Origin of the sequence: Pseudoalteromonas sp. S1650, assembly GCF_005887195.1 — a bacterium.
Lineage (GTDB): Bacteria > Pseudomonadota > Gammaproteobacteria > Enterobacterales > Alteromonadaceae > Pseudoalteromonas > Pseudoalteromonas simplex.
The window spans coordinates 1-13,881 of record NZ_PNDF01000009.1; the positions used below are offsets into that span (position 1 = coordinate 1).

General features: G+C 35.5%; 18 protein-coding genes and 1 pseudogene. 15 read left to right on the forward strand and 4 right to left on the reverse strand.

The window, feature by feature from the left end; translation table 11 throughout:
• From CWB80_RS22710 to CWB80_RS02120, 7 genes are all read left to right on the forward strand, one after another.
• The coding region (locus CWB80_RS22710; protein ID WP_212751490.1) for a hypothetical protein at positions 1–241 on the forward strand (241 nt) is incomplete at its 5' end.
• Between the two features lie 165 nt (positions 242–406).
• Positions 407–781: a hypothetical protein gene (locus CWB80_RS02095; RefSeq protein WP_138602740.1), complete on the forward strand. Its 375-nt coding sequence runs from the start codon at positions 407–409 to the stop codon at positions 779–781.
• Position 782: 1 nt separating this feature from the next.
• A complete protein-coding gene (locus CWB80_RS02100) occupies positions 783–1,007 on the forward strand; it encodes a hypothetical protein (protein WP_138602738.1) in 225 nt (74 codons plus the stop codon).
• The gene (locus tag CWB80_RS02105; protein ID WP_138602736.1) at positions 1,004–1,189 is read left to right on the forward strand and encodes a hypothetical protein; all 186 of its coding nucleotides are present in this window, start codon (positions 1,004–1,006) and stop codon (positions 1,187–1,189) included. The genes CWB80_RS02100 and CWB80_RS02105 overlap by 4 nt, the downstream gene beginning before the upstream one ends.
• A 154-nt stretch (positions 1,190–1,343) precedes the next feature.
• Positions 1,344–1,826, forward strand: coding sequence for a hypothetical protein (locus CWB80_RS02110; protein ID WP_138602734.1), 483 nt, complete (start codon positions 1,344–1,346; stop codon positions 1,824–1,826).
• A gap of 509 nt (positions 1,827–2,335) precedes the next feature.
• A complete protein-coding gene (locus CWB80_RS02115; protein WP_138602732.1) occupies positions 2,336–3,343 on the forward strand; it encodes a tyrosine-type recombinase/integrase in 1,008 nt (335 codons plus the stop codon).
• Positions 3,344–3,511: 168 nt separating this feature from the next.
• Positions 3,512–3,964, forward strand: coding sequence for a helix-turn-helix domain-containing protein (locus CWB80_RS02120; RefSeq protein ID WP_138602730.1), 453 nt, complete (start codon positions 3,512–3,514; stop codon positions 3,962–3,964).
• Between the two features lie 47 nt (positions 3,965–4,011).
• Here CWB80_RS02120 and CWB80_RS02125 read toward each other — a convergent pair whose 3' ends face one another.
• Complete coding sequence (locus CWB80_RS02125; RefSeq protein ID WP_138602728.1) at positions 4,012–4,599, reverse strand: hypothetical protein; 588 nt, start codon at positions 4,597–4,599, stop codon at positions 4,012–4,014.
• Position 4,600: 1 nt separating this feature from the next.
• Positions 4,601–4,939 carry a hypothetical protein gene (locus CWB80_RS02130; protein WP_063529888.1) on the reverse strand — a complete coding sequence of 113 codons (339 nt, stop codon included), beginning with the start codon at positions 4,937–4,939 and terminating at the stop codon, positions 4,601–4,603.
• 631 nt (positions 4,940–5,570) lie between these two features.
• On the opposite strand from CWB80_RS02130, the gene CWB80_RS02135 reads away from it, so the two are divergent.
• On the forward strand, positions 5,571–5,885 hold the full coding sequence (locus CWB80_RS02135; RefSeq protein WP_138558943.1) for a hypothetical protein: 315 nt from the start codon (positions 5,571–5,573) through the stop codon (positions 5,883–5,885).
• 35 nt (positions 5,886–5,920) lie between these two features.
• On the opposite strand, the gene CWB80_RS02140 is transcribed toward CWB80_RS02135, so the two are convergent.
• On the reverse strand, positions 5,921–6,109 hold the full coding sequence (locus tag CWB80_RS02140) for a hypothetical protein (protein WP_138558944.1): 189 nt from the start codon (positions 6,107–6,109) through the stop codon (positions 5,921–5,923).
• A gap of 482 nt (positions 6,110–6,591) precedes the next feature.
• Here CWB80_RS02140 and CWB80_RS22860 point away from each other — a divergent pair, with 482 nt between their 5' ends.
• From CWB80_RS22860 to CWB80_RS02160, 6 genes and pseudogenes are all read left to right on the forward strand, one after another.
• On the forward strand, positions 6,592–7,404 hold the full coding sequence (locus CWB80_RS22860) for a response regulator (protein ID WP_249362492.1): 813 nt from the start codon (positions 6,592–6,594) through the stop codon (positions 7,402–7,404).
• Between the two features lie 12 nt (positions 7,405–7,416).
• A pseudogene (locus CWB80_RS23155) lies at positions 7,417–8,703 on the forward strand (putative bifunctional diguanylate cyclase/phosphodiesterase); the annotation flags it as partial.
• On the forward strand, positions 8,694–9,617 hold the full coding sequence (locus tag CWB80_RS02150) for a GGDEF domain-containing response regulator (protein ID WP_138602726.1): 924 nt from the start codon (positions 8,694–8,696) through the stop codon (positions 9,615–9,617). The pseudogene CWB80_RS23155 and the gene CWB80_RS02150, both read left to right, overlap by 10 nt.
• Before the next feature lie 83 nt (positions 9,618–9,700).
• On the forward strand, positions 9,701–9,808 hold the full coding sequence (locus tag CWB80_RS23210; protein ID WP_502704995.1) for a twin-arginine translocation signal domain-containing protein: 108 nt from the start codon (positions 9,701–9,703) through the stop codon (positions 9,806–9,808).
• A 109-nt stretch (positions 9,809–9,917) separates the two neighbouring features.
• A complete protein-coding gene (locus CWB80_RS23215; protein ID WP_502704996.1) occupies positions 9,918–10,172 on the forward strand; it encodes a hypothetical protein in 255 nt (84 codons plus the stop codon).
• A gap of 595 nt (positions 10,173–10,767) precedes the next feature.
• Positions 10,768–11,631, forward strand: coding sequence for a DNA replication terminus site-binding protein (locus CWB80_RS02160; RefSeq protein ID WP_138602724.1), 864 nt, complete (start codon positions 10,768–10,770; stop codon positions 11,629–11,631).
• A gap of 210 nt (positions 11,632–11,841) precedes the next feature.
• Here the strand turns inward: CWB80_RS02160 and CWB80_RS02165 are convergent, their stop codons facing one another.
• Positions 11,842–12,831: an HD domain-containing phosphohydrolase gene (locus CWB80_RS02165; protein WP_138602722.1), complete on the reverse strand. Its 990-nt coding sequence runs from the start codon at positions 12,829–12,831 to the stop codon at positions 11,842–11,844.
• 667 nt (positions 12,832–13,498) lie between these two features.
• On the opposite strand from CWB80_RS02165, the gene CWB80_RS22455 reads away from it, so the two are divergent.
• Positions 13,499–13,654, forward strand: a complete 156-nt coding sequence (locus CWB80_RS22455; RefSeq protein WP_171041479.1) for a hypothetical protein — start codon at positions 13,499–13,501, stop codon at positions 13,652–13,654.
• The last annotated feature ends 227 nt before the right edge of the window (positions 13,655–13,881 follow it).

Here is a 13,881-nt window from a genome sequence, read left to right on the forward strand (position 1 = left end):
AATATGTTATCAAAAGTATTCAGCGAGTTTAGTTTACTCATGTCCGGCTGGTGGCTCACTAAGTGGCACTAGCTGCGTTAGCTCCACATCTACCGCTGTAACTTACTCTTGCCCAACAGATTATATTTTATCAGGGGATCAGTGTAGTAAAACTGAAGAAGTTCCAAGTATCAATACTTGCCCTACAGGTTGGAACCTAGAAGGGGAGGAGTGCACCAAAACCGAATCAGTTTCACCATAACGCCTTTCGCCAAGTCCAATTTTAAAAATTGGACTTGGTTTAAAAACACTTCGACCAGAAACATTTTAAAAAATAGATTAAATTTAAAATTTGCTCTTTTTCCCGCCTTTTAATTAGAAACAAGCTGTAAATTATAAGTAGTTATTCGACCTTGGTATTTTACATATGTCATTGAAAGATATTAAAAATCAAATTCAAAAGGCTTTAAATGTATTTTTAATGCCTTATCCAGAGCTAATTAAAAATGGGGTTGGGACCAGTAAACAAGAAATGAATGACATTGGTTTTGCTATTTTCTCGGAGCTGAAATCGGCAATGGATATCATTTCTGAATTAGGAAAAACGCCAATCGTAGAGCCCATGAATTTAAACCAATTCACAATTCCTGCAGATGTATTTTTAAAAAATGAAGATGTAAGAAACGCAATTCTAAAAAACAATCCTGATTTCACTTTAGAATCTTTAGCTGAAATGAACGGCCTATTTATAAACCCAAAAACAGGTGATGTGTTTAAGAAACATGCTCAGCTAAGGATTTAATATGGAACTAAATTTGTCAAAAGGCTTTGCTGAAGCAGAGAAAAACTTAAAGTCTGCTCAATCATTATTGCTTGCTAAGTATGATGTCTCTTGGATATCCAACCCGGGAAAAATAGATTTAGATCGAATAACGTTAATAGATAAAGAAACTTTAACCGAAATTAATGACGCTCTTGAAATGATCGCTCAAGCCAAAGATGCTCATGAATTAGAGAGGGAATTATGAAAACTCAGTTCTTAATTTGGTTTTTAATTGGAGTAATTATATTTCTTTTGGACTTCATTAAATTTGATACAGAAAATATAAAATGGCTGTTCGCTGTAGTGGTTGGTGAATTTATAATTGCTTTTTTTTCTTATCAAGTAAAGTTGGCAGCTTTAAGTAATCCTTGTAAATCAGTTGCTTAAGTCCGATACTGGTTAGTATCGGACTAATCTTTCGATTCGAAAATTAATATGCTCTTACTAATACCCTCTTCTTATTTTCAATATTTTATTGCGAGAATACATAAAGCTAAGCAATACCAAATTCTCAAAAATATTGTTTTTGATTGGGATACCTTTGCATGAAGCTGCTCATTATTTTATAGACCGATTAACCCTAAGGAAAATTGTACACTGTAAGTTCATACCAAATTTTAATATGTCCCCACCTGCCTATGTTATATATAAGAACGGCTCTTCAATTGGTTCTAAAATTATTGATTTACTCATTGGCATGGCGCCTTTGTACTTGGGTGCAGTTGCAATATATTTTATAGGCCCTGAGCCAACTCAACCATACCCTTATGTTTCGTATTTTCTACGCTGGTTGGTGGTTTTAGCTATAGCTCAATGCATGCTTCCGTCATGGCAAGATATTAAGAATTCAATGCGTGGTATTTTAATATTTTCGATACCTTTTGCATTAACTTACGCCAATCTAAATCTTGAGCTAAGTATTTCAGATGACAACATAAGGGAATTTCAAATCGTATTGACGACTCTTGCAACCTACCAAATGATTGGAGTGGCATTTATGAAGTTTCGTATGATCAACGTATAAATTAAGGTTACAGAGTAAGCTGATATAAACTGACACATAAAAGGAAGTTCTATGGAATTTAATATTACTGAGATGAATCACATTGAGAAATTGGACACGGTAATTAGAAATAGCTATAGCCAAGAAATACAAAGTATCAAGTGCAGCAACACTTTGTGTTTTAACGACAACACGGCAATAGATTTGAAGTAAGTGGATTTCGTTGTAGTGGCAAGGAGCATTGTGGCGGAAATCAATATAGGGATTGCCCGCGCCATTTTGCCGTCGAACCATTAGATGAAGCTAAAAAGTAAAATGCAGTGTTTAATTTTATCTTTTGCCTGCTAAATTTAGGAAGCAAATCCCCCCTCTTCTACCAAGAATTTTTTAATTAATAGAGTACTAATTTCCCAAAAAATTATTTTATTCTCAATTTAACATAACTTATAAATTGCATAAATGGGCATTTACACAAGTTAAGTAAGGGTGTATAAATGTACAGTGCTTATGTTTTCGTATGAATTTAAATTATGAACAGCAGATTGGGAAAGATTGTCGATTTAAAACAGCCTCAATTACCGGCTACCAAGATTAAACAAAAATTAAATGAGATTTATGTAAATCCTAAATGTCCGATATTTAATTATGTTAACTCTTTGGCGGCGGATACATCCAAAGAGACCGTCACTCGATGTTTGCAAGCAATTGCAAAACATACCGGCTACACAGATTTTTATGAAATTAATTGGGCAGAAATTACTTCAACTGATTTGAATAGCCTTATCCATAACCTAAAGGACAAGGAACTATCACCAAAAACGATTTCATTATATGTATCCGTTGTAAAGGGTGTGTGTGAGCATGCCTATTTGTTAGGGCAGATTTCTAGATTGCAGCTAGATGGTATTCTAAAAGTGAAAGGAGAAACCGGCTCTAGAATTAAAAAACATCAGGTAATTTCTCGTTCTAGTTTCCAAGGGCTTTTGGAGAGAATAGCAAGCTCAAACCCAACTAATAGAAATAAAATGCTTAGAGATTTGGCGCTTTTTCATATTTTAATTGGTACCGGGTTAAGAAGAAGTGAGTTGGCCACAATAGATATTTCATCATTAGTCTTAGAGCTTAGTAACGAAGATAGAGTTACAGTAAATACTCAGTATTTGAAGATTATTGGTAAAGGTAATAAGGAAAGATATGTTGCGATCCACCCTGTTACAAAAATTGCTTTAGAAGACTGGTTGAACGTTCGAGGTATAAAGCCAGGTCCGTTATTTGTCAAAGTGCCACGTAGTGGAAACATTGATGTTGAAAATAGTAACCCTTTAACTGGCAGCGCTATTTATGAACTTTGTAAAAAATATAACACTGTTGCTCCCCATTCTCTAAGGCGATCATACGCGACTTGGCTCGATGAAAAAGGCGTTAAGATAAGCAGAATTAGTAAACTTCTTGGCCACTCTAAAGAAGTTACAACTGCCATGTATATTGTAGATGAAGATTCAAAGGCATTTGAGGATGTGTTGAATAATTTGTTTTAATCTCAAATATTTTGTTCTTGGTTGTCTGTATTGGCTGCAATTTACTGATATATAGGGTTTTATTACATAACAAGATGTGACAAGGAACAACATGATTTTATTTGTTCATTTTAAATTTATCTTTTTTTGTTAGAATATAAGTTAGTGATCTTATAAGAACAACCAAACATGGCTGATACATACTTTAAAAATCTAGATGATGACTCAAAGAAAAAATACGTCTCGCAAGTTTTAGAACGATGCAAACAGGTGTGGGGTGTTGATGAGCTACATGAAATTGAAGATGAGAATGGACGTCGAGCTTTAGGGCATAATGCGAGCACTATGAAAATGTGGTTGAGCCGCCCTTCTATGCCATGGGATTTTATTTTAACTACTGCGATTAAAAAAAATGTAAGCCTAGACTACCTTCTTCTGAACATAAATGAAAACTCAAGTCTAGAAGATGTTAGACCTGAAGAGCTTCTTGAAACAGTAAATAAAGTAGTTGCAAGTTCGTTAGAAGAAAGTGCTGATTACGGAATTATTGACCCTACTTTTGTTCCAACAATTATTAAGAAGATTAAAACGTCATTAGAAGGTGCTTTAACAATTAAAGCCAAACCCTCCAAATCAGCCTAGGCAAAATCAAATTAACAAGAAAATGGCCAGAAAGACCTTGGCCATTTTTAATCCGACTGGCGTAAAAGAAATTTTTCCGTAAAAAGAAGTTTTACTTTAGTAATAAAAGTTGGTGCTAGAAATGCACAAAGTAATATCAAGTCGTTTATATTTACAGTAATAGAGTAAAAAAAGCCTAAAAAAGGGTTAAGGGAATTTTGCGTAATATAATTTAACATCAAAATTAGGTGCAAGACTGAATTTATCAAAAAGATACACATTGTGATTACTGAACCATCTGAGTATCCTTTACCCTTTCTTATAAAAGGAAACAGTAAGGCAATGATAAGCGCTGTAATGCTATCAAAAAGAGAGAACATCAAATACATATTGACTATACCATCTATAAAACCACCCGCTTCTCTTAAGTACTCTAGAGCCATTAAGTAATCTGTTGATAAATAGGATATTGTAACGAATGTTACTAAACACATGTGTGAGAATGATGTTTTTTTGAAGTAGGCTTTAATGATAGTTAGGCAGAAAACCATAAAAAGTAAGCCTGAAAAGCTCATCAAGTATTTAAAAAAGAAGTCACTAGCTCCTGCAGTAAATAACTTGTTATAAGAAACTACAAATGCATTTATATGTTCCATATTAAGCTCTGCGTTTGTAGCTGGCTAAATTAACAACATTTTTGAGCTCTATCTTGGATGCATAGGCTGGGGTAATACTACTCTTTTGAGGAAAGCCTTCTATTCCAGCAAGTTCAGCTTTAATTTCTTGAATTCTACGGAAGACAGCAGAACGCTCATCATTAACTGGCAGTCCTTTCATGTAGACCTCCAGTTGAATCGACTCTTGAACCAACTTTCTGACGCGCTGCGCTATTGCAAGAGAACGAATAAATTCACGCTTTAAGAATACAGCTAAAGAAATCACCCAAAATATGAAGCAGAATAATAAGCTCATTAAGGCTATAGGCGAAGCTCCCATACAAACATCCAACTCTAACTACTACATCGAATTTAATAATAATGTACTGAGAGTTTACCAGCAATAGTCCTTTATTATTGCTTTTATATGACCAACTGTTATCTTTTGCCTGCGTATTTGAGGAGAAAAATTTACATCTGTTTAGATGAGAAGGAGTCATAGTGTGGCGAAAATAGTACTAAAAACGCCATTAGCTTCATTAAAGTTATAATTTCTGGCAGTCTTTTTTCAGCAAGCTTACACTTTCAAATCTATTTGGCTTAAAAAAGTGAAATTTTAATTAAAAATAAACTTAATATGTTCCATTGAAATTTATCATTGAGTGATGATAATTGGAGGTTCAAATGTTACTCATTAAAAAAAAGCAAAGCCCAGTACGGGGGTTATTTTACATTTCACTTTGTATTTCATTATCTATTGTAAGTTGCAGCTTGAATTCATACTTTCGATACGGTATGACTTTGCCGCTTGAATTTTACACTCCCTTAATTATTACTTTGATATTGATTCTATTGAGCTCAAAGCAAGGAACTGTCTGTTTCGGCCCAGTTAAATTATTTAATTCTGGAAAATAGCGCGATTTAAAGAGTGTGATAGCTTAGATTTAAATGCTCGATGCGGAAGACTTACAATGCAAAATAGTACAGCACTAATATCAATAATCTTAGCGTGCTTATCTAGCGAAGCTACAGCAATTATCCCTGGGGATAATACTGCATGTTATCCATTATCATATGATAGAACTGCAACCGAAAAACATATAAAAGTGGATCTGCTTACTACGTATGCGGCCTTAAACACTATAAGTGGAGAGGAAAAACTATTGAATGACACTTACTCAGCTGAACTTGAGAATATAAAAGTGGTATCTACTGAGTTTCAAAATTTTAAATTTTCTTACTCTGAGCGTGATGGCCAACTTTGTGGTTCAATAATAAAAAAGTGATTAAACTAAAATAAGACGGTAAAGATTAAAGAGTATTACGTTATAGAAATTGGTTTTAATGGTGCTGGAGGCCCAGAAGGTAATGTAGCTAAAAGCTTTAAATTAGATAAAGAATCTAGTTTTGTAAAAAATATTGGCTCAGATAAAACTCTTTCTTTAGCGCTTTTTAATACTACTCCCCCCTTTTTAAAAGTATCAAACTGTCTTTGCCACATTGTAGCCATTAATAATTCAATTACCCCATTTAAGGGCTTCGAGTCCACCCCTCGAAATCGACCTTCAGATGAAATGTCACCTATAAAATTATAACTGTATTACGAATTTAATAAAAAAGCAGATATGTGAGTAGAACAAAGTTTCATACTTAATTTTTAGCTTGAATCACACAGAGTACGCTGCCATTTATAAAACGTTATGCCCTAAAAGGAGTTAACCTAAATATTGTTTAGCTCTGTTTTGAGCGAAGACTTTGTGAAATCTGCTTCTTTCTTTAACTTCTTTAGCTCTAAGTTAGAAGTTGTTGAAGGTGAATGCGACTTTATTATTTTCTTATTCTCTGAATGTGCTGTTTTTCGGGCAAAGTAAATCAATCTCAAAAACTACTTAGAAAACAAAAAAAATATTTTAAGACTAATGAAAAAGTGTGTCGCAAACATACTGTTTTAGCGTTATTGTTAGTAGGTTCAAAGTATTGTAGGAAATCTAAATGGACAATTGCAGTGTTCTAATCATTGATGATGAAGAAATTAATACCTTACAGCTGGAGCATGCTTTAGAAGGAATTGGAGATATTTCAACTTCTAACAATAGCTCTGAAGCAATACTGCTTATTGAAAAAATTAAACCAGACATTTTGATTCTTGATTTAGAAATGCCTAAAGTCAGTGGTTTTGACATTTTAGAAGTGATACAGCAAAAGCCTACTTTGGCACAAACTAGAACTGTTGTTATTACGTCTCAAAGCGATCCTGCGATTGAAGAAAAAGCCTTATCTTTAGGCGCGATAGACTGTATTTCTAAACCGCTAAACCTCAGACTCTGTCGAATTCGTATTGAAAATCATATAAAAATCAGAACGCAAGAAAAGGTATTACAGCAAACACAAGAAGAACTATTTGCTGAAAAAGAGCAGTTGAGAATTACGATAGATTCGATTGCAGATGCAATTATTTCTACTGATAAAAACGCAAATATTGTGTACATGAACCCTGTAGCACAAAGGCTAACAGGGTGGTCACAAACTGCAGCAAAAGGTCGCCATATTGAAGAAGTCATGAAGTTATGCGACGCGACAACTAAAAAACCGTCCATTAATCCTTTATCTGTAGCTTTAAAAGAAAATAGACCTGTCGCCATGGCTTTAAATACGCAATTGATTAGTAAGCAAGGAATTGAACATCGAGTTGAAGATAGCGCAGCTCCAATTCTTGATAAAAACCATAATCAATGCGGCGCTGTTATGGTATTTCAAGATGTGAGCGAAGCCTTAGCTATGTCGATGCAGATGACATATCTATAACATCATGACCAATTAACATCATTACCAAATCGAGTATTACTTCACGATAGGCTCACGCAGGGGATTGCTAGGGCTGCTTTTAATGGCACTAAGTTAAGCTTGATGTTACTTGATCTAAATAAGTTTAAGTTTATTAATGATGCCTTAGGACATCATGTCGGTGATGAGATTATTGCACATATTGGTCACAGCTTGGACCGATTCGCATGTAACGATATTACAGTCGCACGTGTTGGGGGAGATGAATTTGCACTTGTTGTTTCTCACTCGGCTAATTATTTAAGTTTAGAGCCACTGGTTAATCAGGTTCTTAATGTTATTGGTAAGCCTTTCAGGTCAGGTGGTGAACAGCATGTTCTTTCAGCAAGTTTAGGTATAAGTGTGTACCCTGATGACGCTTCAAGTGTAGAAGAAATGCTTCGTCATGCATATTCTGCAATGTATAAAGCAAAAAACGAATCTGCAAACAGTTACTTCTATTTTAGTGATGATTTACAGGTTGAAATGAATAGGCGTCTTGAGGTTGGAAATAAACTTAGAAAAGCATTAGATGAAAATGATCTCGAAGTTCATTATCAACCTAAATATGATTTAAACACTGGCACACTAGTTGGTGTAGAAAGCTTAGTTCGTTTAAAAGATGGACAAGGTGGCTTTATTTCTCCTGTTCACTTTATTGAATATGCAGAAGAAACGGGGCTTATTTTTCGCTTAGGAGAACAAGTTCTTGAAAAGAGCTGTATTGCAGCGAAAACTTGGCTTGATAAAGGTCTACCTATTAAAGTAGCAGTAAATATATCTGCTAAACAATTCTCAGATACTAAACTTGTAAATACTGTCGCCGAAATTCTTGAAAGAACCCAATTACCAAGTCGTTATTTAGAGTTAGAAGTGACAGAGTCTGCGTTGATTGAAAACTTTGATTATACTGTAAGTCAATTAAAGCTTATCTCTGGCATGGGGGTCAGTATTTCTCTTGACGACTTTGGAACTGGATATTCCAGTCTTTCATACTTAAGATTGTTCCCAATAGATGTACTAAAAATAGATCAGTCTTTTGTACGCGATATGCTTAACGATGAGCAAGCTCTCAATATTGTAACGACTATAATTGAACTAGCTCATTCTTTAAAGTTCCAAATTGTGGCTGAAGGGATTGAAACTTTACAGCAAAAAGATCGATTGCAAGAGCTTGGCTGTCAAATAGGCCAAGGTTATTTATTTAGTAAGCCATTGAGCTTCGACAACGCTGATAAACTAATTCAAACCAGTAAAGCTGAAGGAATATTATGTCCTTAAATTTAAAACCATTATCACAATGTAAAGTATTCATTGTTGATGACGATGAGATGGTCAGGTTAAGTCTAGGTGTTATTTTAGAAGATCATTTTTCCGTGGATGCATACTCTTCTGGTCAGGCTGTTTTAGAAGCCTGTGAGGACTTACTTCCAGATTTGATTTTACTAGATATTAATTTACCGGATATAAGTGGTCTGGATATTTGTAGGCGACTTAAGGCTAAAGCTACATTCGAAAATATCCCAATAATTTTCATCACTTCGACTTACGATACAGAGTGTCAAAATGCATGCTGGGTAGCCGGAGCTACCGATTTTATTGGTAAACCCATCACAGCATCCACGTTGATACATCGTACAAAAAATCACTTAGAGAATAAGCTTCGATTAGAAAAACTAATAGAGCTTACCTATAAAGATCCATTGACCGGCTTATTTAATCGGCACTATTTAGACCTTGAAGTTGCTAATGTTTTTAAACAAACTTCAAGAGAGAAGAAACCGTTCAGTTTGCTAATGCTTGATCTAGATTTCTTTAAGTTATACAACGATCAATACGGGCACCCGCAAGGAGATGCTTGCCTGAAACTAATTGCTGATGTTATTGAGCGTTCTATTCAACGACCTCAAGATATAGCAATACGATATGGTGGCGAGGAGTTTCTTATCATACTGCCATACACTGACTTCGAAGGTGTTAAATTCATATGTGACCGTATATCAACTGAGCTTGAGACGATTAATATCCCGCATGTTAAGTCTATTTGGGGCCGCGCGACAGTCAGTATCGGTGGGGTTATCTATGAGCATCAAAATAAGGTGAGCTTTGATGAGCTAATTAATTGCGCAGATAAAGCGCTTTATGCGGCTAAAAGTGATGGGCGAAACTGTTTTAGGCTTAGTTTTTGTGATTGATTTAGGCTTTTCTTACTGCTTTTTGTAGAAACATCAGGAGCATAGCCTATACTTTGGAAATTGTTAACTTACCAAGAAATACAATGGAACATTCCCAAAAGCGTCGAGATTTTCTAAAAACACTCGGTGTTGGTGCTGCGGCATCAACACTTGCGTTTAAAGCCCCTTATGTTTTGCAAAAAACAAAGTAACCCTTCGTGTAATGGGAACACATGTTACGTTGCAAGAAGAGCTTAAACAAAGAGCAATGCGCGAACTAGGTATAAACATTGAGTTTTTACCTATGGTTAGTGCCGCAGTTTGCAAAAAGCAGCAGCAGACCCTAGTTCTTTTGATTTGTATGAGCAATGGTCTGACTCTGTTAATATTTTGTGGCACGCAGATGCCATTCAGAAAATCGAGGTTGATAGGCTCGTTTATTGGGATGAAATAAACCCACTTACCAAGACAGGCAAAATTGTACCGGATGCAAAGTTAGGTGCAGGCGATTCACCAAATAAGCTTCTTTATGTACAGCCGGATGGTTCGTTAGGAGCAACACAAACAAGGGAATAGTGAAGAAGTCCTTCAAATAGCGCATGCGTTAAAAGAGATGTGTGGTGAAATAAGCGCTAACAAATTAAGAGAGTTATTCTCTGATATTGAGGTGATAGCAGAGAAAGGTAATTTGGATATAGGCGCTCAACTAAACTCGAACAAATGGTTCCTAAGTTAGTAGAGGATGTTAAAAATAGTACAATTTCTAACAAGTAAACTCAGCTTAAGCCTTAGAGCGTCGAGTACTAATAAAAGCGTTACCACCTTATGAAATGATATAGAGCCGTCCTTCGCCTCTAACTAGCTTTTGCCCAAAAGTGTGTTTGAATGGGATCGATAAATCAGGATTCTCAAGACAGCCAGTATGAAACTTTATTCCTCTCCTACATCAGATAAACCCATATCTATACCATCATACTAATATCTTTAATCAATACTCACCCACCCTTAGTGCCATTGAATAGCCCCGATTGGTTGCGCCCTACTTTAAGAAGATAAAAATAAATAAAAGAAAAATTAAAATAAAGGACAAAAACGCAGATGCTGAGGTGTGTGCTTTATATACAATAAATGGTATGATGGTATAGAAAATAACCGCTTAAGTGAATTACCTATGTCTTTATATAATGATGTTGAGTTTGCATTTAACCAATTAGTTAGTGCGACTGAAGCACTTAACCAATTCCTTCATGAATGTGAGGTGGTTCATGCTGAATGCTATAAGTTACCAGCTTCAGCTGGTGACATGTCCGATACTAGTGGTTGGGAATTAGTAACCCCTGAAAAGCATACCGGCTTTACTGCATTAAGTATGGCCACAGGTTCTTTTGCCCGGTTTACGCCAGATTATAACCACTCACCTAAATACCCTTTTAGACTACCTGGCTTTATCCAATTGGCGCCAATTCATTATCAATCAGCTTCACAGCTGGTCGATGCATGTAATTTACAAAAAGTGATAATAAAAGAGCTCATCAACAGCAGCAAACTTAATCAAGGTCAAAAGCGAGAGCTAATACAGTCAGTTTGCCCTAACGCTATTACCTTACAAATATACAGGCTGATCAAAGTTGCTGGTGGCCCTGTTAAACGAGTTGGTTTCACTTGGTGTAACAAAAACAGTATGAGAACTATTAACAAAGATGAGTTTCTTACTTATTTAGCCGGCAGTAAAGATAACCCTCCTTCAGGCAAAACTAGATCTGAATGGGCGCCATGGGTTGAAAAAGAAATTGAATTAGTAAAATCAAAACCAGGCGAAATTATCAAGGTGAAAAGACCTTTGCCAATTACACCTAAGCTGAACGTCTCTTTCACTGATGACACTAACACGGTTATGTTTTATGGCCATGTACCTATCATTGTATTCGGTGATGAGCCTTGTAAGATCTCACCATTAAAGAGTTGTATCAGATCAACAAGTGAAGCTGAACATTACAATTATTTAATCAAAAGACTATATGTAATGAATGAATAAATTCTTATATTTATTATACACCTGTGAGAGAGTACTTTATCATACTAAAATGGCAGCGATCGCAATCGATACGCAGCCATTCCTAAATCGAAAATGCCCCATTGTAAGTTAACGTAAATACTCTACCACCAGATTCGAGCTAGGTGCGGATATCAATCTTACTTAACTTAAAACGTCTGTTATAACTTATTTCATTATTAAAACTGGTTACTAACTATTCTTAAACATAAGTTCACCAGAGTTAATTAATTCAATCGCCGCGTTTACAATAGTTATGTCAAATTTTGAACCACTGCCTTGTTTTAATATTTCAATTGCTTTGTCAATTCCCGGAGCAAAGCGGTATGGCCTATTGCTCGCCATTGAATCAAGCACGTCTGCAACAGCTACAACACGAGCTTCGAAAATTATATCATTTTCTTTTAACCCTTTCGGGTAGCCAGAGCCGTCTAAGCGTTCATGGTGCTGCTCTACTATTTCTTTAATTGGCCACTTAAAGTTTACATTATGAAAAAATTTACTGCCTGTTATTGGGTGTAGTTTAATTAAAGCGTATTCTTCTTCTAACAATGTAGTGGGTTTAGTTAATATTTCAGCAGGAGTGCTGATTTTTCCCACGTCATGTATTAAGCCACCAATAGATATCCCTTCTATTTGCTCAGCCGGTAAATTTAATTTTTTACCAATGGCTTCTGCTATATAAGCCACACTTCTTCCATGTCCAGCGGTATATGGGTCTCTAGCTTCTAGTGCAGCGATTAGCACATTTATCGTGTGCTTTAACGCATCGCTTTCTGCAATTCGTAACTCATGTTCATTAGTCACATCCAAAATGACACTATTCCAAGTTATAACCCCACCTTCACCTTTTCTAGGTGTTCCGTAACCACGCAACCATTTAGTATCGGTACTGTTATACGGCGTTATTCGCCACTCACATTCCCACTTCGACATATTATTAGCAGAATGTTGAATCGAACTCGTCATCTTTTTAATGTCTTCTGGGTGAATTAAGTCCCAGATAACCTGTGCGTTATTCAATACTTTTTCTGGAGGCACCCCCCAGATAGCTTCGCATGCATCACTAATATATTGAATATTATCATAGCCTTGTTCATCGACATTGTAAGTAAATACTGCCGCTGGCAAGTTGTGCGACAAGTCTTCCAAAATTTCATTGGTGTTTGATTTTAAATTCATATATGTATGCGCATTGGTTAAGAGTTAAATTTAAACTAACCTTCAGTTTTAAGGTATTACAACTAAAGCTTTTTTAATACACTATTATCCTAACAGGAAATATAGTGATTAATCGATAGGGTTCTCAATTGGTAGCTTCCAAAAATATTAAAATATTCCTAATAGAGCAAAATCCAGAAATGAATGGATTTTGCTTTCTATACTCCATGAGTTGCAGTCTAGTGACATCCATTTGTATAAAAGTGTTGATGTAGCTTGGAGTAAGCTAAAAGCAGACCGAGCCTGATTTAATAATATGTGATTGGTATCCAGATAAAAAGGATGCACTGAGTCTACTAAAAAAAGTACGTGCCAAAGACGATGGTAGCTATATTCAGTTTGTCATTGTATCAGGGATTCTTGAACATGAACTTGTTGAGCTTGCTGTTTCAATGGGGGTGGATGAGTATGTTGTAAAACCTTTTAATATAAAAATTTTGGAAGACAAAATTAATACTGCTATTTCGGGGAAACATCACGAAGAAAAAACACACCAGCCGAAGACGGTTGAAGAATTTGATAGTTTTAAAACAAAGTTGGCAGTATGCATTAAAAGTACGAATTTAGTTGATTTGGTTTAGATTTTGGTAACACCTTAAGTTACCGGTTTTCTGCAAGTAACGCGGTTATGGTTGAAGTTAGATTTATCTCTAAGGTAATTGCTAAATCACTAAAACAATTTGGCATTGTACGTAAGAAAAGTTTAACTCTAAGCCCATCTAAATTCTCTCAATCATCTAATGTACTGGCATTTATTGCAGGCTATATTGAAGGTGATGGATAGGTTAGAAAATATTACCAAAGAAATAATAAATGCTTTTGTATTGGCTTATGTAGTGGTTCAAAACAGTTCATCGAATGGGCTCATAATGAAATAAAGAGCCAGCTGGGAATTACTGGATCATTTAGCACCAAACAAAATACAGTATCATTAAAATATTCAAACTCGGCTAGCATTACCTTGTTAGAGCGCTTATATACTGTCTCTAACCAGAATAGTAAGATTACAAA